The 22,753-nt window shown below is 63.3% G+C and carries 22 protein-coding genes; 16 read left to right on the plus strand and 6 right to left on the minus strand.

What is annotated here, in order from left to right; all coding sequences use genetic code 11:
- Positions 1-23: 23 nt before the first annotated feature.
- The 4 genes from DMX11_RS03605 to DMX11_RS03620 form a co-directional block, all read right to left on the minus strand.
- On the minus strand, positions 24-575 hold the full coding sequence (locus DMX11_RS03605) for a hydrolase (protein WP_110743254.1): 552 nt from the start codon (positions 573-575) through the stop codon (positions 24-26).
- 57 nt (positions 576-632) lie between these two features.
- A complete protein-coding gene (locus DMX11_RS03610) occupies positions 633-1,352 on the minus strand; it encodes a thioesterase II family protein (RefSeq protein ID WP_110743255.1) in 720 nt (239 codons plus the stop codon).
- Positions 1,349-1,570 carry an MbtH family protein gene (locus DMX11_RS03615; RefSeq protein WP_003256222.1) on the minus strand — a complete coding sequence of 74 codons (222 nt, stop codon included), beginning with the start codon at positions 1,568-1,570 and terminating at the stop codon, positions 1,349-1,351. The genes DMX11_RS03610 and DMX11_RS03615 overlap by 4 nt, the downstream gene beginning before the upstream one ends.
- A 147-nt stretch (positions 1,571-1,717) precedes the next feature.
- A complete protein-coding gene (locus DMX11_RS03620) occupies positions 1,718-2,119 on the minus strand; it encodes a hypothetical protein (RefSeq protein ID WP_110743256.1) in 402 nt (133 codons plus the stop codon).
- A gap of 231 nt (positions 2,120-2,350) precedes the next feature.
- Here DMX11_RS03620 and purU point away from each other — a divergent pair, with 231 nt between their 5' ends.
- The 6 genes from purU to DMX11_RS03650 are packed head-to-tail and all read left to right on the plus strand — an operon-like array spanning position 2,351 to position 9,172.
- A complete protein-coding gene (gene purU, locus DMX11_RS03625) occupies positions 2,351-3,217 on the plus strand; it encodes a formyltetrahydrofolate deformylase (protein WP_110743257.1) in 867 nt (288 codons plus the stop codon).
- Positions 3,214-4,125 (plus strand): bifunctional methylenetetrahydrofolate dehydrogenase/methenyltetrahydrofolate cyclohydrolase FolD, encoded by a 912-nt coding sequence (gene folD / locus DMX11_RS03630; RefSeq protein ID WP_110743258.1) that lies wholly within the window; start codon positions 3,214-3,216, stop codon positions 4,123-4,125. The genes purU and folD overlap by 4 nt, the downstream gene beginning before the upstream one ends.
- A complete protein-coding gene (locus tag DMX11_RS03635) occupies positions 4,107-5,348 on the plus strand; it encodes an FAD-dependent oxidoreductase (protein ID WP_110743259.1) in 1,242 nt (413 codons plus the stop codon). Before folD ends, DMX11_RS03635 begins: the two co-directional genes overlap by 19 nt.
- A 12-nt stretch (positions 5,349-5,360) precedes the next feature.
- Complete coding sequence (locus DMX11_RS03640) at positions 5,361-5,666, plus strand: sarcosine oxidase subunit delta (RefSeq protein ID WP_110743260.1); 306 nt, start codon at positions 5,361-5,363, stop codon at positions 5,664-5,666.
- Entirely contained in the window at positions 5,663-8,566 is a 2,904-nt protein-coding gene (locus DMX11_RS03645; RefSeq protein WP_110743261.1) for a 2Fe-2S iron-sulfur cluster-binding protein, read from the plus strand. Before DMX11_RS03640 ends, DMX11_RS03645 begins: the two co-directional genes overlap by 4 nt.
- A 3-nt stretch (positions 8,567-8,569) precedes the next feature.
- Complete coding sequence (locus DMX11_RS03650) at positions 8,570-9,172, plus strand: sarcosine oxidase subunit gamma (protein ID WP_110743262.1); 603 nt, start codon at positions 8,570-8,572, stop codon at positions 9,170-9,172.
- Positions 9,173-9,231: 59 nt separating this feature from the next.
- Here DMX11_RS03650 and DMX11_RS03655 read toward each other — a convergent pair whose 3' ends face one another.
- Positions 9,232-10,116 carry a LysR family transcriptional regulator gene (locus tag DMX11_RS03655; RefSeq protein ID WP_110743263.1) on the minus strand — a complete coding sequence of 295 codons (885 nt, stop codon included), beginning with the start codon at positions 10,114-10,116 and terminating at the stop codon, positions 9,232-9,234.
- A 146-nt stretch (positions 10,117-10,262) separates the two neighbouring features.
- Here DMX11_RS03655 and DMX11_RS03660 point away from each other — a divergent pair, with 146 nt between their 5' ends.
- Positions 10,263-11,282 (plus strand): alpha/beta hydrolase, encoded by a 1,020-nt coding sequence (locus DMX11_RS03660; RefSeq protein ID WP_110743264.1) that lies wholly within the window; start codon positions 10,263-10,265, stop codon positions 11,280-11,282.
- A 79-nt stretch (positions 11,283-11,361) separates the two neighbouring features.
- On the opposite strand, the gene DMX11_RS03665 is transcribed toward DMX11_RS03660, so the two are convergent.
- Positions 11,362-11,655 (minus strand): DUF1330 domain-containing protein, encoded by a 294-nt coding sequence (locus DMX11_RS03665; protein WP_110743265.1) that lies wholly within the window; start codon positions 11,653-11,655, stop codon positions 11,362-11,364.
- A gap of 78 nt (positions 11,656-11,733) precedes the next feature.
- Here DMX11_RS03665 and ribBA point away from each other — a divergent pair, with 78 nt between their 5' ends.
- From ribBA to DMX11_RS03715, 9 genes are all read left to right on the plus strand, one after another.
- Positions 11,734-12,855, plus strand: a complete 1,122-nt coding sequence (gene ribBA / locus DMX11_RS03670) for a bifunctional 3,4-dihydroxy-2-butanone-4-phosphate synthase/GTP cyclohydrolase II (protein WP_110743266.1) — start codon at positions 11,734-11,736, stop codon at positions 12,853-12,855.
- Between the two features lie 367 nt (positions 12,856-13,222).
- Complete coding sequence (locus tag DMX11_RS03680) at positions 13,223-14,248, plus strand: ABC transporter substrate-binding protein (RefSeq protein WP_110743267.1); 1,026 nt, start codon at positions 13,223-13,225, stop codon at positions 14,246-14,248.
- Complete coding sequence (locus tag DMX11_RS03685) at positions 14,245-15,162, plus strand: ABC transporter permease (RefSeq protein ID WP_110743268.1); 918 nt, start codon at positions 14,245-14,247, stop codon at positions 15,160-15,162. The genes DMX11_RS03680 and DMX11_RS03685 overlap by 4 nt, the downstream gene beginning before the upstream one ends.
- Before the next feature lie 6 nt (positions 15,163-15,168).
- On the plus strand, positions 15,169-15,975 hold the full coding sequence (locus tag DMX11_RS03690; protein ID WP_003256236.1) for an ABC transporter permease: 807 nt from the start codon (positions 15,169-15,171) through the stop codon (positions 15,973-15,975).
- Between the two features lie 17 nt (positions 15,976-15,992).
- On the plus strand, positions 15,993-17,141 hold the full coding sequence (locus tag DMX11_RS03695) for an ABC transporter ATP-binding protein (protein ID WP_003256238.1): 1,149 nt from the start codon (positions 15,993-15,995) through the stop codon (positions 17,139-17,141).
- Between the two features lie 98 nt (positions 17,142-17,239).
- A complete protein-coding gene (locus tag DMX11_RS03700; protein WP_110743269.1) occupies positions 17,240-18,547 on the plus strand; it encodes a substrate-binding domain-containing protein in 1,308 nt (435 codons plus the stop codon).
- 213 nt (positions 18,548-18,760) lie between these two features.
- Positions 18,761-19,825: a TerC family protein gene (locus DMX11_RS03705; protein WP_110743270.1), complete on the plus strand. Its 1,065-nt coding sequence runs from the start codon at positions 18,761-18,763 to the stop codon at positions 19,823-19,825.
- A gap of 460 nt (positions 19,826-20,285) precedes the next feature.
- Positions 20,286-22,271 carry a type VI secretion system Vgr family protein gene (locus DMX11_RS03710; RefSeq protein WP_110743271.1) on the plus strand — a complete coding sequence of 662 codons (1,986 nt, stop codon included), beginning with the start codon at positions 20,286-20,288 and terminating at the stop codon, positions 22,269-22,271.
- 46 nt (positions 22,272-22,317) lie between these two features.
- A complete protein-coding gene (locus tag DMX11_RS03715; protein ID WP_110743272.1) occupies positions 22,318-22,749 on the plus strand; it encodes a DcrB-related protein in 432 nt (143 codons plus the stop codon).
- Positions 22,750-22,753: the final 4 nt, after the last annotated feature.

The following is a 22,753-nucleotide window of genomic DNA, read 5'->3' on the forward strand; positions in this document are numbered from 1 at the left end:
GCCACTGGCCAGTAACCGGCCGTTCAGGGCTGTTCACCGACCAGGTAGGTCTTGCTGATGTGGCGGAACAAGGGGTGGCTGGCACTGCCCATTAGCTCGAACAGCACCATTTCCCGGGTCACCACCTGCGCCCCGGCGGCTCGCATGCGTGCCAGGCCCGCAGCCTTGCTGGCCGCAGTGCGGCTGTCACAGGCATCCTCGACCACGAACACCTGTTTGCCCAGCGCCAGCAGGCCGAGCACGGTCTGCAGCACGCAGACATGGGTTTCCATACCACACACGATCACCTGCCCACGCGCCATCAGGCTGGCCGGCAGGCACTCGGCGGCCACACAGGAAAAATGGCTTTTCTCCACCACGTCGGCAGCCGGTGCAGCGGCCAGCAGCTCCGCCAAGGTATGACCCAAGCCCTTGGGGTACTGCTCGGAGATCACCGTCGGCAGCTCCAGCTCGGCGGTCGCAGCCAGCAACCAGCGCGCCCGCGCTCGAGTGCCTTCGGGGTCGCTCATGGCGCCGATGAGTTTTTCCTGGATGTCGACGACCAGCAGTGTGGCCTTGTGTGGATCGATCAGCATTGCATGCCCCTTGCCTGGGAAAAGGCCTAGCCTCCCCCAGGCAAGCGGTAACGTCAATCAGGCTGTCAGCCGCAGCGGTTGCAGCGCGGCGGTAAGTGCGTCCAGCACAGGGTCTTCATGTTCATGGATGAAGAAGTGGCCACCCGGGAACATCTGCAGGGTGAATTCACCGTGGGTTTCACTGCCCCAGGCCTGCAGCTGCTCATCGTTGGCCCGGTCATCGGTGCCACCCAGTACATGTAGCGGGCACTGCAATGCCGGGCGCTGACGGTAGGCGTAGGTCCCGCACAACAGGAAATCGGCGCGCAGGGTGGGCAAGGTCAGGCTCATCAGTTCGGCATTGGCCAACACTTCTTCAGGCGTGCCCTGCAGCTCACGCAACTCGCTGATCAGCTCGGCGTCGCTCTTGGGCTGGCCCCAATTCTTGCCGTCGTAGTCCTCGCGCCGGGTCGGTGCCGCCGTCCCGCAGGCGAATAACGCCACGGGCGCCGGGCAGCCCAGCGCTTGCAGCTCGTGGGCCAGCTCGAAGGCCAGCAACGCACCGAGACTGTGGCCAAGCAACGCGTAAGGCGCACTGGCCGTCAGGCGCTGCTCGCTGGCCAGTAGCCGGGCCAGCGCCTGCATGTCGGTGTACAGCGGTTCGGCCATGCGCGCACCGCGCCCGGGCAATTCCACCGGGCGTACCTGCAACCAGGCAGGCAGCTTGCGCCGCCAGCGGCTGTAGACCATCGCGCTGGCGCCGGAGTACGGCAGGCACAGCAGGTTCAATGGGGTCACTGGGCGGCAGCTTCGGCCATTTTCTGGCGCAGGCTCAGCGGGCGCATGTCGGTCCAGACTTCGTCGATGTAGGCCAGACAGTCCTTCTTCAGGCCGCTCTTGCCCACGGCACGCCAGCCGTTGGGGATGGCTTTGTAGTCGGGCCAGATCGAATACTGCTCTTCGTGGTTGACCACTACCTGGAACTGGATATCGTCGCGGTCGAAAACGGAAGTCATTGCCTGTCTCCTTGAATGATGAATGCCGCTGCGGGCTTCGCGCAGGGGGGCTTTCAAGTAGACGTAGCAAACGGTGGGAAAATTAGTGGGCCTCACGCACTTCCTTGTGGCCGCGGCCCGCGTAACTACAGAAGACCGTATTTCACATCAAGCATCCCGCAACAAGTCGTGGTTATCGAGCAGGCGGAAGGCCACCTGCGGGTTGCGCTCCAGCCCCCGGCGGATCGCTGCCGGGATCGATTGCCGGGTCTTGCGGCACAGCCCCGGCTGGTCGTCCAGTTCGATGACGATACCGCGCATGGTCCGCACTTCGTTGAAGCCTGGGGCAATGTGCACGCGGATGCCGAGGTTTTCGTACAAGCGTTGCTGCAGGCGTTGCAGGTCTTCGAGGTCCTTGAGGTTTTCCAGGCGTTCGAGCAGGCGTTTTTCTTCCTGGCGGGTCAGCAGGAGGATGCGCTGGGCGGTCTGCGGGTGCTCGGCCAAGTGTTCACGCCCGCAGATACAGGCGCCAGGGGGGCACGGTTGGCGTAAAGGGGCTGGTGTACTCATAGGGCAAGCATAGCGTGTACTCCGGCTGCGCGGGTATGTCGGCTCAGGGTATGAAAACTTTCCTGTCAGGATAAAAAATTTCACAAACCTCTAGACCGCCTACCCCCTCTTGGCCTATAAATCGCCTAAAGGAAATTTATATTCCCACCAAGAAACATCACTTCGCCGCTCGCGAAGCCTCTTTTGCCCTTGTGCCCGACCTGCCCCACTCCATCACGAGGCCTATTCCACATGCACCCCGCTCCCGATCATTTCATCCTGCGTGTCAGTTGCCCGGCGGTGTCCGGCATCGTCGCGGCGGTGACCACCTACCTGGCCGAGCACGGTTGCTATATCAGCGAGATGGCGCAGTTCGACGACGAGGATAAAGGGCGCTTCTTCATGCGCGCAGTGTTCCGCTACAACACCGGTACCCCAGGCGACACGCCGCAGCTGGAAAGCGGCTTCAGCGATGTCGCCCAGCGTTTCGACATGCAGTGGAGCCTGCACAGCAGCGCCCGGCCCATGCGCGTGCTGCTGATGGTGAGCAAGTTCGACCACTGCCTGTCCGACCTGCTGTACCGGCACGCCAAGGGCGAGCTGGACATGCAGATCACTGCCGTGGTTTCCAACCACCTGGACCTGCGCCCGATGGCCGAGCGCCAGGGCATTCGCTTCGTCTACCTGCCGGTGACCAAGGACACCAAGGCAGAGCAGGAAGCAGCGCTGCTGCGCATCGTCGAGGACACCGGTACCGAACTGGTGGTGCTGGCGCGCTACATGCAGATCCTCTCCGACGACCTGTGCCGCCAGCTGTCGGGCCGGGCGATCAACATTCACCACTCGTTCCTGCCTGGTTTCAAGGGTGCCAAGCCCTATCACCAGGCCTACCAGCGCGGGGTCAAGCTGATCGGCGCCACCGCCCACTACGTTACCAGCGACCTCGACGAAGGGCCGATCATCGAACAGGAAGTGCAGCGCGTCGACCACGCCTACGCCCCGGATGACCTCGTAGCCATCGGCCGCGACACCGAGACCATCGCCCTGTCCCGCGCGGTGAAATACCACCTTGAGCACCGTGTGTTTCTCAACCACGACCGCACGGTGATTTTCAAATGAACGCCATTCCCAGCATCAAGCTGATCGACGGCAAAGCCACGGCTGCGCGCGTGCTGGCCGAGGTGCGCGAGCAGGTGCAGCAGCTGCGCGACGGCGGCGTGCAACCGGGCCTTGCCGTGGTGCTGGTTGGCGCCGATGCCGCCAGCCAGGTGTACGTGCGCAACAAAGTGCTGCGCGCCGAGGAAGTGGGTATTCGCTCACTGGAGCATCGCCTGCCCACCGACACTACCCAGGCCGAACTGCTGACCCTGATCGAGCGCCTGAACCGCGACACCGAGGTCAACGGCATTCTGGTGCAGCTGCCCTTGCCCGGGCATATCGACGAACACCGCATACTGCAAGCCATCAACCCGCTCAAGGACGTGGATGGCTTCCACAGCGAGAACGTCGGCGGCCTGGCCCAAGGGCGTGACGTGCTCACCCCCTGCACGCCCAGCGGCTGCATGCGCTTGCTGCGCGATACCTGCGGCGAGCTGCGTGGCAAGCACGCTGTGGTGGTTGGCCGCTCCAACATCGTCGGCAAGCCCATGGCGGCCCTGCTCCTGCAAGCCGACTGCACGGTGACCGTGGTGCACTCGCGCAGCCAGGACTTACCAGCGCTGTGCCGCCAGGCCGATATCCTGGTGGCCGCTGTAGGCAAGCCCCTGCTGATCGGCGCTGACTGGCTCAAGCCCGGCGCAGTGGTGATCGATGTGGGCATCAACCGCATTGATGTGGGTGGCCACAGCCGCCTCGTCGGCGATGTCGATTTTGCTGCTGCCCTGCCCCAGGTTGCCGGTATCACCCCGGTGCCCGGCGGTGTCGGCCCCATGACCATTGCCTACCTGATGAAAAACACCCTGCTCGCCCTCGACCTGCAACAGCAGGCCGCCCACCAGGAGCGCACCGCATGCCTTTCGCCCTGCTGAAATACGGCCTGAGCGCCGACTATCCGGTGGAGGTCGACCTGCCGCCACCGTGCGAACTCAAGCCGCGCTATGACGTGGTGATCATCGGCGGTGGCGGCCACGGGCTGGCCATTGCTTACTACCTGGCAAAGTACCACGGCGTGACCAATGTCGCCGTGCTGGAGAAGGCCTACCTGGGTGGCGGCAATACCGCGCGCAACACGGCGGTGATCCGCTCCAACTACCTCACCAGCGAAGGTGTGCGCTTTTACGCCGAATCCGTGCGCATGTTCCAGAACCTGTCGAACGAGTTCGATTTCAACATCATGTATTCCGAGCGTGGCCAGCTGACCCTGGCGCACACCGACGCCACCGTGCGCGCCTTCCGCCAACGCGCCGAGGTCAACAAACACTTCGGCGGGCGCACCGAGATGATCGACCGTCAACAGATTCGTGAGCTGGTCCCCAGCCTGAACCTGGACCCCGGCCACCTGCCGGTGCTCGCCGGCCTCTGGCACATCGACGGCGCCACGGCTCGACACGACGCCGTGGCTTGGGGCTACGCCAAGCAGGCGGCCAAGCGCGGCGTGGAAATCCACCCGCTGACCGAAGTGCAGGACCTGCTGATTCGCAACGGCCGCATCGAAGCAGTGAAGACCAACCGTGGCACCGTGCAGTGCGGCTGCGTGGTGCAGGCGGTGGCCGGCGCCAGCTCGCTGCTGATGGCCAAGGCCGGCATCCGCGCGCCGATCCACACCTACCCGCTGCAGGCCATGGTCACCCAACCGTTCAAGCCGTTCCTCGACCCGCTGGTGAGCTCGTCGGCGCTGCACTGCTACGTGCAGCAGACCAGTCGAGGCGAAATCGTCTTCGGCGGCGGTTCCGACCCTTACCCGCTGTACAACACCCGCTCCACGCTCGATCTCAAGGAAAGCCTGTTGGCCCATGCCATCGAGATGTTCCCGTTCATGGCCAACGCCAAGCTGATGCGCCAGTGGGCCGGGATGACCGACATGACCCCGGACTACAGCCCGATCATGGGGCTGTCACCCGTCGAAAACTACTACCTCGACGCGGGCTGGGGCACCTGGGGCTTCAAGGCTACCCCGATCTGCGGCAAGACCATGGCCGAGCTGGTCGCCAGCGGCGGCAAGGTGCCCGAGCTGATCGCCCCGTTCGCCCTGGAGCGCTTCAGCCGCTTCCAGCAAGTCAACGAAATGGGCGCCACCGCGGCCAGCCACTAAGGAGCGACGCCGATGAAGATCCTGACCTGCCCCCTCAATGGCCCACGCAATATCAGCGAGTTCACCTACGGCGGCGAGCTCAAGCACATGCCCGACCCGGCCAGCTGCAGCGACGCCGAGTGGGCCGACCATGTGTTCAACAGCGACAACCTGGCCGGGGTGGTGCTGGAGTGGTGGCTGCACAACGCCTCCAGCTATTGGTTCCTGGCCGAACGCCACACGGTAAGTGACCAGGTACTGCGCACCTTCGACCCCAGGGCACTGTTCGACCGCCGCGTCGACTTTGCCCCAACCGCAACAGCGGAGATTGCCGGATGACCAGCCACACTCGCCTCCCCGCGCCCATGGGCCTGCTGATCGACCGCGAGCGGCCCCTGCGTTTCCAGTTCGACGGCCAGGCTTGCGCAGGCTTTGCCGGTGACACCATCGCCAGTGCCCTGCTCGGCAACGGCCGCTGGCTGCTGTCGCGCTCGTTCAAATACCACCGCCCACGCGGCCCGCTGAGCATGGCCGGGCAGGACGCCAACACCCTGGTCCAACTGCCGGAAGAACCCAACGTGCTGGCCGACATGGAACCCGCCCGGGACGGCCAGGTGGTCGACGGCCAGAACTTCAACGGCAGCCTGGAGCACGACCGCGACGCCTACCTGGGCAAGTTCTCGCGTTTCATGCCTGTGGGCTTCTACTACCGCTCGTTCTACAAGCCCAAGGGCATGTGGAAGGTCTGGGAGCCACTGATCCGCAAAAAGGCCGGCCTGGGCGTGCTCGACCTTGGTTTCAAGCCGCAGTACTACGATAAGGCCTACCTGTTTGTCGAGGTGGCGGTGATCGGCGCCGGCCCGGCCGGCCTGCGCGCGGCGCTGGACGCGGCCAACGCCGGGGCCCAGGTGCTACTGATCGAACAGCAGCCAGTGCTCGGCGGCTCGCTCACCTATGCCCGCTTCGATATCGCCGGCACCCGTGCCGCCGCCCTGCGCCAAGAGCTGCTGGCAGCCGTGGAAAGCCACCCGAACATCCAGGTATTGCTGGAAGCCACCTGCAACGGCTGGTTCACCGACAACTACCTGCCGGTGATCCAGCACAAACGCCTGTACAAGGTCCGCGCCAACCGCTGCCTGGTAACGGCCGGCTCGTTCGACCAGCCGGTGGTGTTCCGCAACAACGACCTGCCCGGCGTGATGCTGACCAGCGCTGCACAGCGGTTGATGAAACTGTATGCGGTCAAGCCGGGCGAGCGTGCGGTCGTCCTGACTGGCCACGATGACGGCTACCTCGCCGCACTTGACTTGCAGGAGCAAGGCGTAGCCATAGCAGCGGTGGTCGACATGCGCGCGGCGCCGGCCGATGCCACACTGGCCGCCGAGCTGAAGCGCCGCGATATCCCCGTGCACCTGGGCAGCACCGTGTACGAAGCGCTGCATGACGCAGGCATGCGCCATGTCAGTGGCGTCGACATTCGCCCGATCACCGGCCAGGGCAAGGTGGGCCCGCATGGCCTGCGCCTGGCCTGTGACCTGCTGTGCATGTCGGCAGGCTACATGCCGGTGTACCAGTTGTTGTGCCAGGCCGGTGGCAAGCTGGCCTATGACGTCAACCGCGACGAATTCGCCATCAGCAACCTGCCGGCAGGGCTGGATATCGCCGGTTCCGTGAATGGCCGCCACGCGCTGGCCAATGTGCTGGCCGACGCCACTCGCGGGGCTGCCGAAGCGGTGGCTGCGCTGGGGCTTGAAGCGCCGGCGCAGCCGGTGTTCGGTGCCGAACCCAGGGTCAATTTCCCCTGGCCGATCTTCCCGCACCCCAAGGGCAAGGATTTCGTCGATTTCGACGAAGACCTGCAAGTCCGCGACATCGTCAATGCCACCCGTAGCGGCTACCGCGATGTGCAACTGGTCAAGCGCTTTTCCACGGTCGGCATGGGCCCGTCCCAAGGTCGCCACTCGGCATTGCCCACTGCGCGGCTGGTGGCCCATGCCACCGGCCGCAGCATCAGCGAAACCGGGGTCACCACCGCCCGCCCACCGTTCCAGGCGGAAAAACTTGCGCATGTCGCCGGCCGCGCGTTCGACCCGTACCGGCAAACGCCGATGCACCACCGCCATCTGCAAGCCGGGGCGAAGATGATGCCGGCCGGCATCTGGCAGCGCCCGGCCTACTACGGCAAGCCCGAGGACCGTGAACGCTGCATGCAGGAGGAGGCCCGCCACGTGCGCGAGAAAGTCGGGTTGATCGACGTTTCCACCCTCGGCGGCCTGGACGTACGCGGGCCGGACGCCGCCGAACTGCTGGAGCGCCTGTACACCTTCGGCTTCGCCAGGCTGGCCATTGGCCGTACCCGCTACGCGCTGATGACCAACGAGCACGGCGTGGTGATCGACGATGGCGTCTGCGCCCGCCTGGGCGAGCAGCACTTCTATGTGAGCGCGACCACCAGCGGTGTCGACCGTATCTACCAGCAGATGCTGAAGTGGAACGCACAATGGCGCCTGGACGTGGACATCACCAACGTCACCGCCGCACTGGCTGCGGTAAACCTGGCCGGGCCGCTGTCACGCCAGGTGCTGGCCAAGTTGTGTGATGACGTGGACCTGTCGGCCGAGGCCTTCCCTTACCTGGGCGTGCGCCAGGGCAAGGTGGCTGGCATCACGGCGCGCATTCTGCGGGTGGGTTTTGTCGGTGAGCTGGGCTATGAAATACACGTCCCAGCGCGCCACGCCGAACGCCTGTGGGACACCTTGATGCAGGCCGGCGCCGGGTTGGGCATCCGCCCGTTTGGCGTCGAGACCCAGCGCCTGCTGCGCCTGGAAAAAGGCCATGTGATCATCAGCCAGGACACCGATGGCATGACCCACCCGGCAGAGATAGACATGCAGTGGGCCATCGCCCGCAAGAAGCCATTCTTCGTCGGCAAGCGCTCGATCGAAATCCTCGAGGCGCAGCCGCTCAAGCGCAAGCTGGTCGGCTTCACCCTGCCCAAGGGTAGCCCGCAGCCGCTGGAGGGGCACCTGGTGCTCGATGGGCCAGACATCAGCGGCAACGTCACCTCGTGCGAGTACTCGCAGACCCTGGGGCAGATCATTGGTCTGGCTTATGCCGGCGCCCACCAGGCAACCCCGGGCATGCACATCCCAATCCGCGTGGCAGGCGGCGTGATGGTCAATGCCAAGGTGGTGCAACTGCCGTTCCACGACCCCGACAACCTGCGCCAGGAGCTCTGAGCCATGAACAGTTTGCCAGCCGAAGCGTTTGTTTCTCGCAGCCCTCGGGCTGATGTGTTGCACACCTGTGCGTTGACTGACCTTACCGAATTGGCGCGGGTCGGGTTCCGTGGCGCTGACAGCGCGGCGTATTTGCAAAACCGAGGCTACCGTTTGCCGCCGCTCCCCAACAATGCCGTGCGCCAGGAAGACGGTGGCTGGGTAGCGCGGTTGTCGCAGACTGAGTACCTGCTGCTGGGCAGCCTGGCCGATGAGGGTGCACGGGTGGCTGGCGCTGAGGCCGAATGGGCACAGGATGCCCAGCGCAACTACCTGCTGCCGCGCCAGGACAGCCATGCCTGGCTGCAGCTGTCGGGTGAATTTGCCAGTGCGGTGATGGCCAAGTTGTGCGGGGTGGATTTGCGTGCCGAGGCGTTTGGGCCTGGCGCGGTGGCGCAAACCTCGGCGGCGCGGATCAATGTGATCGTGCTCAATGTGGGCAGCGATCAGCGACCGGCGTTGCAGTTGCTGTTTGATCGGGCATCGCTGGCGTACTTCCGTGATGCGCTACTCGATGCCATGGCGGAATTCGATGGCGGGTGGGTCGGGGTGGATGAGCTGATGTAGCGCCCTGTACCCGCCTCTTCGCGGGCGCGCCCGCGAAGCAGCCAACTCGGTATCGAAGATCAGAGCTGCACCAGCCGCTCCCGCAGGAAGGCCACGAACCCCTGCACCGGCCGCGCCACCTGCCGGTGCTGTGGGTACACCGCTGACAGCTGCAACGCCGGTGTTACCCACTCATCCAGCACCGTCACCAGGCGCCCATCCGCCAGCGCCTGCCCAACGATGAACGTCGGCAGGTAGGTCACCCCCATCCCGGCAATCGCCGCATCCCTCAGCATCTCGCCGTTATTCGCGCGCATCCGCCCGGCCACCTGGATCGACTGGGCTTTGCCAGCCTGCCTGAACTGCCACTGCACCTGCCGCGAGTGCCCATAAGGCAGGCAGTCATGCGCGGCCAGATCTTCCGGCCTGGCCGGCACGCCCCGCGCCACCAGATACGCCGGGCTCGCGCAATACACCCGCTCCACATCGGCAATTCGCCGGGCAATCAGGCTGGAGTCCTCCAGCGCACCAATCCGCAGCGCCAGGTCATAGCCCTCACCAATCAGGTCTACCGCACGATCACTCAGGTCCACCTCCACATCCACCTGCGGGTGCAACTGCAGGAACTCGGTCAGCAAACAGCCGAGGTGCGCCATGGCAAAAGACAACGGCGCGCTCAGCCGCAAGGTACCGCGCAAGGCCTGGGCCTGGCCGCTGATGTCGTGCTCCACCTGCTGCACCTCGCCCAGCAGGCGCAGCGCTGACTGGTAGTAATGCTGGCCCAGGGGCGTGGCGTCCAGGCGCCGGGTGGAGCGGTTGAGCAGACGCACGCCCAGGCGTTCTTCGAGCTGCATCAGGCGCCGGCTGACCGATTGCTTGGACATGCCCAAGCGATCGGCGGCGGCAGTGAAACTGCCAGCCTCCATGACCTGGGCAAAGATCCGCATGTCTTCGTAAGGGTTCATTGTCTCGCTCTTGGTGACAGTAAAACGCTTTATAGCGGCTTTTTCCCATCGCTGCACCTGCCTAATCTACGCACAAGTCGCAGCGATGGCCCAGCAGGCCAGGCAAGACGCCCATTACCCACACTTGCACAGAAAAGGATTCGCTCATGAACATTGTCCACAAAACCCTTACCGCTTCCCTTCTGGCCCTGTCCGTTTCCAGCGCTTTCGCCGCTGGCAGCCCAGGCGTCGAACAACACACCCAGGCCTTCCTCGAAGCCTTGGAACAAGGCGGCGGCCAGCCACTGGAGCAGCTCAGCCCGAAAGACGCCCGGGCGGTGCTGACCGGCGCCCAGGCCTCGGTCAAGGTGGACCTCTCCGGCATCGAGGTGAAGGCACGCACCATCCAGGCCAACGGCCAGTCGATCAAGCTGCAAGTGGTGCGCCCGGCCAATGTCAAAGGTGAATTGCCGGTATTCATGTTCTTCCACGGCGGCGGCTGGGTGCTGGGTGATTTCCCTACCCACCAGCGGCTGATCCGCGACCTGGTGGTTGGCTCTGGTGCAGTCGCGGTCTATGTCGACTACACCCCCTCACCTGAGGCGCACTACCCGACAGCGATCAACCAGGCCTACGCCGCGACCCAGTGGGTGGCCGAGCATGGCAAGGAAATCGGTGTGGACGGCAAGCGCCTGGCCGTGGCCGGCAACAGCGTCGGCGGCAACATGGCGGCGGTGGTAGCGCTGAAGGCCAAAGAGGCTGGCACCCCTGCCTTGCGCTTCCAGCTGCTGCTGTGGCCGGTGACCGACGCCAGTTTCGAGACTGCGTCGTACAAACAGTTTGCCGAAGGGCACTTCCTGACCACCGGGATGATGAAGTGGTTCTGGGACAACTACACCACGGATGCCAAAGCGCGGGAACAGATCTACGCCTCGCCACTGCGGGCCAGCAGTGAACAGTTGAAAGGCTTGCCACCGGCGCTGGTGCAGACGGCTGAGTTCGATGTGCTGCGGGATGAAGGCGAGGCCTATGCCCGCAAGTTGAATGCGGCCGGTGTGACGGTGACCTCGGTGCGCTACAACGGGATGATTCATGACTACGGCCTGCTCAACCCGCTGAGCCAGGTGCCGGCGGTCAAAGCCGCCTTGCGCCAGGCAGCGGGGGAGCTGAAAACACATCTGCATTGAGTCAGTAAGGACAAGACCCGCATAAGCGGGTCTTGTCCTTTTGACATTTCGCCGCCGCGAACCGGCCGGCGAGCCAGACTCAGGCCTCAAACCCTTCGACGATGATCACCTCAGCCTTTGCCACACCGTGGCGATGGCTGCACGCCTCCTGGTACAGCTCGGACCGATAGCACGCTACCGCCTGTTCGTACGAGTCGAATTCGATCACCACGCTACGCTGAGGGGTAGGCCGCCCTTCCATCGCCTCGCTGCGCCCGCCACGGGCCAGGAAGCGGCCGCCGAACGCCTTGAAGGCCGCCGGCGCTCGCTGGGTGTATTGCTGATACTGCTCGGGGTCTGTCACGTCCACATGGGCGATCCAATAAGCCTTCATGCGTTGCTCTCCTGCTACGGCGATATTTGTGTATGATGGTATACCATAAAAACCACCCCACCACAGTGAGCGTGCAACATGGCTTTCAACACCATCGAGGAACTTCTCGAGGACTACCGGCAAGGCAAGATGGTCCTGCTGGTGGATGACGAGGACCGCGAAAACGAAGGCGACCTGCTGATCGCCGCCGAGCGTTGCGACGCCCAGGCCATCAACTTCATGGCCCGCGAAGCGCGTGGGCTGATCTGCCTGACCCTGACCGACGATCACTGCCAGCGCCTGGGCCTGGAGCAGATGGTGCCGGCCAACGGCAGCGTATTCAGCACTGCGTTTACCGTGTCGATCGAAGCGGCCACCGGCGTCACCACCGGCATTTCCGCCGCCGACCGTGCGCGTACCGTGGCGGCAGCCATGGCGCCCAACGCCCGCCCCGAAGACCTGGTCCAACCCGGCCACATCTTCCCCCTGCGTGCCCGCGAAGGCGGCGTGCTGACCCGCGCCGGCCACACCGAAGCTGGCTGCGACCTGGCGCGCCTGGCGGGCTTCAGCCCAGCCTCGGTGATCGTCGAAGTGCTCAACGACGATGGCACCATGGCCCGCCGCCCGGACCTGGAAATATTCGCCGCGCAGCATGGCATCAAGATCGGCACCATCGCCGACCTCATCCACTACCGCCTGAGCACCGAGCAGACCATCAAGCGCATCGGCGAGCGTGAACTGCCGACCGTGCATGGCACCTTCCGCCTGGTCACCTATGAAGACCGCATCGAAGGGGGCGTGCACATGGCCATGGTCATGGGCGAGATCCGCCGGGCGCAGCCGACCCTGGTGCGGGTGCATGTGATCGACCCGCTGCGCGACCTGGTCGGTGCCGAGTACGCCGGGCCGGCCAACTGGACGCTGTGGGCGGCGCTGCAGAGGGTGGCTGAGGAAGGCGCGGGCGTGGTGGTGATCCTGGCCAATCATGAATCCTCGCAGGCCTTGCTCGAGCGGGTGCCCCAGCTGACCCAGCCGGTACGGCCATACCAGCGTGGCCAGTCGAAGGTGTACTCCGAGGTGGGTACTGGGGCGCAGATTCTGCAGGACCTGGGCGTGGGCAAGCTGCGCCATCTGGGGCCCCCGCTGAAATATGCGGGGCTGGCGGGCTATGAGCTGGAGGTGGTGCAGAGCATCCCATTCGAGCCCGGGATTATCGGTTGATCCACGGCCCCTGCGGGAGCGGGCAAGCCCGCGACGCAAACACCGCGGTGCATGGCACGGGCTTCGCCCGTGTTCGCTCGGGTGCCCGCTCCCACAGGGATCGCGCAAGCTTTTAGACACTGTTCAAGTCAGTTACCCCGACCAGCAACACCCCCGGGCTGAAGGCGGAGTGATGGCCGGTCGCCTCATACCTCTTGCCAAAAGTTTGGAATACCATAATATGATATCCCGTAGACCTTGAATCTGCAGGCCGGCACCTACAATCACAAACGGCCACCTGACACTTTGTTTTAGCTGCTCCCCGAACACTGTTGGCGGGCGCACCACAAGCCCCGCCTCGAATAACAAAAGCAACGAGGGCGTAACCATGCTGTTGAGCAAACGTGTAACCGCAGTGCTGTCCGCCAGCCTGCTGACCCTGGCTTGTCAGGCCGCCCAGGCCGCCGAGAGCCTGAACTTTGTCAGCTGGGGCGGTACCACCCAGGACGCCCAGAAAGAAGCATGGGCCGTACCTTTCACCAAGGCCACGGACATCAAGGTTGTCCAGGACGGCCCTACCGACTACGGCAAGCTCAAGGCCATGGTCGAGAGTGGCAACGTGCAATGGGACGTGGTCGACGTGGAAGCCGACTTTGCCCTGCGCGCCGCCAGCGAAGGCCTGCTGGAGCCCCTCGATTTCAACCAGATCAAACGTGACAAGATCGACCCGCGCTTCGTTTCCGACCACGGCGTCGGCTCGTTCTTCTTCTCCTTCGTACTGGGCTACAACGAAGGCAAGCTCGGTGCCAACAAACCGGTCGACTGGACCGCCCTGTTCGACACCAAGACCTACCCGGGCAAACGCGCCCTGTACAAATGGCCAAGCCCCGGTGTGTTGGAACTGGCCCTGCTGGCCGACGGCGTAGCGCCGGACAAGCTCTACCCACTGGACCTTGACCGCGCCTTCAAGAAGCTCGACACCATCAAGAAAGACATCGTCTGGTGGGGCGGTGGCGCCCAGTCGCAGCAGTTGCTGGCATCTGGTGAAGCCTCGCTTGGCCAGTTCTGGAACGGTCGTGTCTACGCCCTGCAGCAAGACGGTGCTCCGGTGGGCGTGAGCTGGAAACAGAACCTGGTCATGGCCGACTTCCTGGTCATCCCCAAAGGCGCCAAGAACAAGGACGCGGCCATGAAGTTCCTGGCCAACGCCAGCAGCGCCGAAGGCCAGGCCGAGTTCGCCAACAAGACGGCCTACGCTCCGGTGAACGTCGACAGCGTGGCCAAACTGAACAAGGACCTCGCGCCAAACCTGCCGACTGCTTACGCCCAGGACCAGGTCACCCTCGACTTCGCCTACTGGGCCAAGAACGGTCAAGCCATCGCCGCGCGCTGGAATGAGTGGTTGGTCAAATGAAAGTCGCCATCAACGCCCTGCAAAACGCGCAAGGTGCCCCTACGGGCGCCGGCGCCCCGGGCACAGCACCGCGCCGTGCCAGCCTGAGCCAGCGCTGGAAAGGCAGCCGCAACCTACTGCCAGCCCTGCTGTTCCTTGGCCTGTTCTTCTTCGCCCCGCTGGTCGGCCTGTTGCTGCGCGGGGTGCTGGAGCCAACACCAGGGCTGGGTAACTACGAGCAGCTGTTCGCCAACTCGGCCTATGCACGGGTGCTGTTCAACACCTTCTCGGTGGCCGGTGTGGTCACCCTGATCAGCGTGCTGCTGGGCTTCCCGCTGGCCTGGGCAATCACCCTGGTGCCCAAGGGCTGGGGTCGTTGGCTGCTGAACATCGTGCTGTTGTCGATGTGGACCAGCCTGCTGGCACGTACCTATTCGTGGCTGGTGCTGCTGCAGAGCTCGGGGGTGATCAACAAGGCGTTGATGGCCATGGGCATCATCGATGCCCCGCTGGAAATGGTGCACAACCTCACCGGCGTGGTAATTGGCATGAGCTACATCATGATCCCGTTCATCGTGCTGCCGCTGCAGGCGACCATGCACGCCATCGACCCGATGGTGCTGCAGGCCGGCTCGATCTGTGGCGCCAGTCCGTGGACCAACTTCTGGAAGGTGTTCCTGCCGCTGTGCCGCTCGGGGCTGTTCTCCGGGGCGCTGATGGTGTTCGTGATGTCGCTGGGTTACTACGTCACCCCGGCTCTGCTGGGCGGGGCGCAGAACATGATGCTGCCCGAATTCATCATCCAGCAGGTGCAATCGTTCCTCAATTGGGGCCTGGCCAGCGCCGCCGCCGCACTGCTGGTGGTGATCACCCTGGTGCTCTTCTACCTGTACCTGAAGCTGCAGCCGGAATCCCCGGTTGGCAACGCGAGGTAAACCGCCATGCTCCTGTCTCCCAATGCCATGGGCCGCCCGCTGCGCACCGGCCTGTACCTGACCACCGGAGTGATTGCGGCATTCCTGCTGCTGCCCGTCGTGTTCATCGTGTTGCTGTCGTTCGGCTCGTCACAGTGGCTGGTGTTCCCCCCGCCGGGCTGGACGTTCAAGTGGTACGGCCAGTTCTTCTCCAACCCGGAGTGGATGGACGCCGCCCTGGCCAGCCTGAAAGTGGCCGTGCTGACCACCATCGCCGCCGTGTTGCTCGGTTTGCCCAGCGCGTTCGCCTTGGTGCGTGGCCGCTTCCCGGGCCGCGAGCTGCTGTACGGGCTGTTCACCATGCCGATGATCGTGCCGCTGGTGATCATTGCCGTAGCGGTGTACGCGCTGTTCCTCAAGCTGGGCTACACCGGCACGCTGTTCGCCTTTGTGGTCAGCCACGTGATCGTCGCCCTGCCCTTCACCATCATTTCGATCATCAACTCGCTGAAGCTGTTCGACCAGTCGATCGAGGATGCCGCGGTGATCTGTGGCGCCTCGCGCCTGCAGGCGATCTTCAAGGTGACCTTCCCGGCGATTCGCCCGGGCATGATCGCGGGTGGCCTGTTCGCCTTTCTGGTGTCGTGGGACGAGGTGGTGTTGAGCGTGATGATGGCCAGCCCCGACCTGCAAACCCTGCCGGTGAAGATGTGGACCACCCTGCGCCAGGACCTTAGCCCGGTCATCGCCGTGGCTTCGACCTTGCTGATCGGCCTGTCGTTGCTGGTCATGTTCATTGCCGCCGCCTTGCGCCGGCGCACCGAAAACGCCTGAGCGCGGAGAAAACAACAATGAGTGCAGTGATCAAAGACAACGCGCACGGCAAGACCCTGGTCAGCCTGCGCGGCCTGAACAAGCACTACGGCGACTTTACCGCCGTGGACAACCTCGACCTGGAAATCCAGGATGGCGAGTTCCTGACCTTCCTCGGCTCCAGCGGCTCGGGCAAGTCCACCACGTTGTCGATGCTGGCCGGCTTCGAAACACCCAGCAGCGGCGAGATCCTGGTCGACGGCCAGTCGTTGGTCAATGTGCCGCCGCACAAGCGCGATATCGGCATGGTGTTCCAGCGCTATTCGCTGTTCCCGCACCTGAACGTGCGCGACAACATCGCCTTCCCGCTGGCCATCCGCAAGCTCAATGCTGCCGAAACCAGCAAGCGCGTCGAGGCCATGCTCAAGCTGGTGCAACTGGAGAAGTTCGCCCACCGCAAGCCGTCACAGATGTCTGGCGGCCAACAGCAGCGCGTGGCGATTGCCCGGGCGCTGGTGTACGAGCCACGCATCCTACTGATGGACGAGCCGCTTGGCGCGCTGGACAAGAAGCTGCGTGAAGACCTGCAGGACGAACTGCGCCAGCTGCACCGCCGCCTGGGCATTACCATTGTCTACGTGACCCACGACCAGGAAGAGGCCATGCGCCTGTCGCAGCGCATCGCCATCTTCAGCCACGGCAAGATCGTCGGCCTGGGCACCGGGTACGACCTGTACCAGAATCCGCCGAATGCCTTTGTTGCGTCGTTCCTCGGCAACTCCAACTTCCTGCGGATCAAGGCCAGCAGCAATGGCGCAGGCAGCTTCGAGGGCCAGCCAGTGGCCATCCGCCTCACCCCGGGCCTGGCCGCCGAGCAGGATGCACTGATCATGGTGCGCCCGGAAAAAGCCCTGGCCCTGACCGCCGAACAAGCGGCGCGCGAGCCACTGCCGGCGGGCTGGAACGAGGTCAGCGCCAAGGTTGGCGAAGTGCTGTTCCTGGGTGAAAGCCAGACCTGTCATGTGGTGACTGCAGGGGGTACCGAGCTGACGGTGAAGGCCCTGTCGGCCGCGGGCATGCCCATGCAGCCGGGCGACAGCGTGAAGGTGCGCTGGGCGGTGGCGGATGCGTGCATCTACACCGAATGGGCCGAAAGTGACCTGAGCAAATCGGCCGGGGCGCATTGAGATCGCCGGGGCCGCTTTGCGGCCCCACGGCCTGTCACATTTTCATCACGCCTTTGTCGTAATCTGCCGGCCAACTCTATGCCACAGGGCCACCCGGCATGCCCCGTCTGCTTGTCCTGCTGCTCACGTTGCTACCCCTGGCCACCCTGGCCGAACCCGTGCATTTACGTGCGCAAGGCTCCAACACCATCGGGGCAGCGTTGCTGCCGGCGCTGGTGCAGGGGCAATTGCGTGCACAGCAGGCCAGCGCCATCGAACAGCAGCCGGGCCAACGGCCCAACGAAACCGTGATCAGCGCGCGCGACGTGCATGGCCAGCCGTTGCGCATCGACATTGCTGCCCACGGTTCCAGCACCGGTTTCATTGCCCTGGGCCGTGGCGAAGCCGACCTGGCCGCTGCCTCTCGGCCGATAAACGACAGCGAACTGCAGCAGTTGCGTGCCCTGGGCGACCTGCGCGCAGCCAGCGCCGAGCAGGTCATCGGCCTGGATGGTGTCGCGGTTATCGTGCACCCCGACAACCCGTTGCCACAACTGACCACCGGGCAACTGGCGCAGATTTTCTCCGGGGAGGTCCAGCGCTGGGAGCAACTGGGGGTCAGCGGTGGCGCCATTCACCTGTACGCCCGGGATGACCGCTCCGGTACCTTCGAGACTTTCAAGGCTCTGGTGCTGGAGCCGCAGCATGCTGAACTGTCCGCCAAGGCCCGCCGGTTCGAATCCAGTGAAGAACTGGCCGCGCGGGTGGGCGGCGACCGCCAGGCCATCGGTTTCAGCAGCCTGGCTGCTGTCCACGGGGCCAAGGTACTTGCCGTGGCCGAAGGCGACGCACCGGCCATGCTGCCCGAGCGTGCGCTGGTGGCCAGCGAGGACTACCCGCTGTCGCGACGCCTTTACTTCTATCTGCCGGCCAACGCCAAGCCTGAAGCAAAGGCCTTGGCCGATTTTGCCCAGAGCCCGGCCGGCCAGGCGATCGTCGCCCAACAGGGCTTTGTTTCGCAGCAGATCAAGGCCCAGCCAGTAACGCCCCAGGCGGACATGCCACCACGCTACCGCAGCCTGGCCCAGCAGGCGCAGCGCCTAAGCGTGAACTTCCGCTTTCAGGAAGGCAGCGCCAGCCTCGACACCAAGGCCCTGCGCGATGTGCAGCGGGTGGCCGAGTACCTGCGCCAGGCTGGCAAACTGCAGGGCAAGGCGGTGCTGGTGGGCTTTGGCGACCCTAAGGAAACGCCCGGCCGCGCCGCCTTGCTCTCGCGCTTGCGCGCGCAGGCGGTACGCCGCGAACTGGCACGCGATGGGGTGGAGGTGCTAGAGGTCACCGGCATGGGCGATGAACTGCCGGTGGCCGGGAACGAACTGGAACAAGGGCGGCTGCGCAATCGACGGGTCGAGGTGTGGGTTTACTGAATTGTGGGCGCGGGCTTGATCATGGTTTGTCTCCGCGGCCCGCCTTGTGCTGCTACAGAAGCCCTCGCAAAGAAATGTAACAGCTCCCCATTCGGTATCTCCCGCAATCGCGTCTAGGCTCAAAGTCATGTGATACCGGGCCCCTCTGACGGCTTCCATGCCGTGATGTCGGATCACTGTTGCCATGCAACGTCGACATTCAAGGAGGGGCTCATGACAGCTCTGCAAGCATTCCTCACCACTCCGTTTCTCGGTACCAGCGCCTGGCTGTGGCTGGTATTCCTGGCCATCGTCATCGGTTTGCTGGTGCTCGACCTCGGCGTGCTGCACCGCCACGACCGCGAGATAGAAATGCGCGAGAGCCTGCTGCTGTATTCAGGCTACTTCAGCGTCGGTGTGCTGTTCGGCGTGTGGGTCTGGTACCAGCTGGGCGCGCAGTCGGCCCTGGAGTTCTACACCGGTTTCCTCGTCGAGCAGTCGCTGTCGATGGACAACGTGTTCGTCATGGCGATGATCTTCAGCTACTTCGCCATCCCCCGCCGCTACCAGCATCGCGTCTTGTTCTGGGGCATCCTCGGGGTGGTATTCCTGCGGGCGATCATGATCGGCGTCGGCGCCGCGCTGGTGCAGAACTTTGCCTGGGTGCTCTACATCTTCGGTGCATTCCTGCTGTTCACGGGGGTAAAAATGGCGCTGTCGAAGGACGACGGCCACCCGGACCTGGCCAATAACCCGGTCATCAAGTTCGTACGTCGGCACATGCGGGTTACCGACCAGATCCACGGCTCGCACTTCTTCATCCGCCAGACCCCGCCCGGGCACAGCAAGGCCCTGCGCTACGCGACCCCGTTGTTCCTGGCACTGGTGCTGATCGAACTGGCCGACCTGGTGTTTGCGGTCGACAGCGTGCCCGCCATCTTCGCCATTACCCAGGACCCGTTCATTGTCTACACCTCGAACATCTTCGCCATTCTTGGGCTGCGCTCGCTGTACTTCGCGCTGTCGGCGTTGATGCACCGGTTCGTGTACCTCAAGTATGCGTTGGCGCTGGTACTTATCTTTATTGGGTGCAAGATTTTCTATCACGGCATGGTGGGCAAGGTGCCGGCGCTGGTGTCGTTGGGGGTGACGTTCGGGTTGTTGCTGGGTGGGGTGGTGGTTTCGTTGGTCAAGACGCGGGGGGGAAAATCGGTCGTTGAGCGCAGCCAACCCCTACAAGTCCCGGATGAGAAAGACAACGCTGGAAAAAAAGAACAAGATCCGCAAATGCGGGTGTGAGCGAGCTCAGTGCTTAATGTTAAAGGAAACCATCAAGGACCAACGCAATAATATCACGCGCAGTGCTGTGAAGTTAGCCGTACATCGCAGGCCTGAAACCTCTTGAGAACAGTCTTTTCAGGCCTGGGAATTTCCGCCACAGTCGGCCAGTTTTCAACGTTAATCATCCTTCCCTCTTCAAGGGCCTTCACGACCCGTTCCCTTCGTGCGCCAATGGCTATCTAGCCTGCAGCCAGCATACTTTTATACTTCAAAAATCGGCTCTCACTCATACCGTTATCATGCCTCGTTATTCCGTTAAAACTTTACCCCCATTATAAAGTTCGGAAAATTCCTACTTATCCTCGAACATCCCAACACCTTGTTTATTTAGTTATCCGGTTCTCGACTTTACACTGCCCCGCATCACATTGAGCTTGCCGGAGCTCTCGCGCCTTAGGCCGACTGACAAGGACTTCTCATGCCTCGCCAATCTGACGTGCGTTACAGCTTCCAGCCGCTGGTTGGCAAAGCTGAATTCGAAGTGGTGTCGTTCGAACTCCGAGAGGGCATCAGCGCACCCTTTGAACTGGAGCTGAAACTGATCAGCTTCGAAAACGATATCGACTTCGGCCATTTGCTCGACAAACCCGTGCTCTTCACCGTCTTGGACGGAGAACGCCCGGTACGGTACGTGCACGGCCTTGTCAGCAGCTTCAGCCAAGGCGAGAGCGGCTTCTACCGCACTTACTATCACGCCTTGGTCGAACCGCAACTGGCCCGCGCCAGGCTGCGCTCGAACTGGCGCATCTTCCAGCACAAGACCGTTCCGCAAATTCTCGAGCTGATGCTCGAGCGCCAGGGCATCGACCAGTACGAACTACGCGCCAGCATGGACCATCAGGTGCGCGAATTCTGCGTTCAGGCCGGTGAGACGGACTTGGCGTTCATCGCCCGCCTGGCCGCTGAAGAAGGCTTCGTCTACCGCTTTGCGCACAGTGAAAAGCTGCACAAGCTGATCATCACCGATCGGCTGCAGTCCCTCGGCCTGATCAGCCATGGCGCCATCAAGGCCGACGATGAAGACGAGGGCTTCGGCGATGACGACGAGCCTGTAGGCCCTGACAGCGTGCTGTACCAAGCCAACAGCGGTGGCGATCAAGCCATACCCTGCCTTCGCCGCTTGCGCTACACCGAGCAGGTGCGCACCGCTCGTCAGGTGCAGCGCGACCACACCTTCACCAACCCGGCCTACCGCCAGGAGCACAGAGCCGCCGGGCCCTTCCTGGAGCATCAGAGCAAAGAGTACGAATACTTCGATTACCCAGGCCGCTATAAACGCGATGCCGTGGGCAAGCCGTTCACTGAAAACCGTATCACAGCGCTGCGCCATGATGTGCGTATTGCCGAGGTCCAGGGCGATGACATGCGCCTGCAACCGGGGCTCAGTTTCACCCTGATCGGTCACCCACGTGACGACCTCAATGCGCATTGGCGGGTGAACACGGTTACCCATAAAGGCCACCAGTTCACCAGCCTGCAGGAAGAAGCCGCCAGCGCCGATGTTAGCACCCGCTACGAGCAGACCGCAGTGCTGGTCCCCGGTCGGAGCGAATGGCGCCCTGCGCCATTGAAAAAACCGCGAATCGACGGGCCGCACATGGCCACCGTCGTCGGCCCGCCTGGCGAGGAAATCTACTGCGATGAATGGGGCCGGGTAAAAGTCAGTTTCCCCTGGGACCGCGAAAGCCAGAACAACGAGTTCAGTTCGTGCTGGCTGCGGGTGTCTCAAGGCTGGGCGGGGGGCAGTTGGGGCTCGATGGCCATCCCTCGGATCGGCCAGGACGTGATCATCCATTACGTCAACGGCGACCCCGACCAGCCAATGATCACCGGGCGCACTTACTGCGGTGACCAACTGCCGCCTTACGACCTGCCCGATCACAAAACACGCATGACCATCAAGAGCCAGACCCACAAGGGGGAAGGTTTCAACGAGCTGCGTTTCGAGGATGAGCTGGGCAAAGAGGAAGTGTTCATCCATGCCCAGAGAGATCAGAACACTTTGGTCAAACACAACCAGTCCCTCTCTGTGGGCGTCGATCGCACCCAACAGACTGGCCAGGACGAATCGGTCGCCATTGGCCGCAATCGTCTGCGCGTCGTCAAGGCCAACGACACCTTGAAAGTGGGGGGTGGCAAAAACGACCTCATCGCAGGCGACTACGAAGTCGAAGCGGGCAACACGCTACGCCTCAAGTGCGGCAAGACCCTTATCGAAATGCATGCCAACGGCACGCTGAACATCACCTGCGAGACCTTCAACTTCACCGCACAGCAGACCGGGCAGATCAACACCCTGGCGGCAAAGCTCGACCTCAACCCAACGGGTGGTTCGGCGGGCGCGGGCGCAAACGGGCGCGACACCGACTCACTCCAGGCTGACGTGAATGGGCATTTCGACTAGCGCTCGCACAGCCACCCTGCACTGAACTCGAAAAGGACTACTCGAGATGACCCAATACCTCACGCACGATGTAATTCTCAATCTGGGTGATGAAGCCCCCGAGGACTTGACGCTGAACATGCTGCGCTTTCCCAACAGACAAACCACGTTGGTGATCGCCCGCAGCCCTGTTGCAACCACCAAGACCCTGGATGAGGCCTTGGATGAGCAACTGAACGTATTACGGAAGAAGTCAAAGGCGCTGACCATTACGCCCGCGCGAGTGACCCGCCTTGGCAGCCATGAGCATCACGTCGACAGTCGGGAAATGGCAATCCAGTTCATGGTCGGCGACAAGCCCTACTACCAGCTTCAGGCGGCCTGCCTGATACCGGGGCAGCAACGGATGCTGGTGCTCAACTACAGCAAGCCAGGGCCTTTGAGCGACGACGATATCAGCCACTGGCGCGCGCTCAAAGACGAGCTCCGATTTGCCTGAACCT

Source organism: Pseudomonas sp. LB-090624 (assembly GCF_003205205.1).
Taxonomy (GTDB): Bacteria; Pseudomonadota; Gammaproteobacteria; order Pseudomonadales; family Pseudomonadaceae; genus Aquipseudomonas.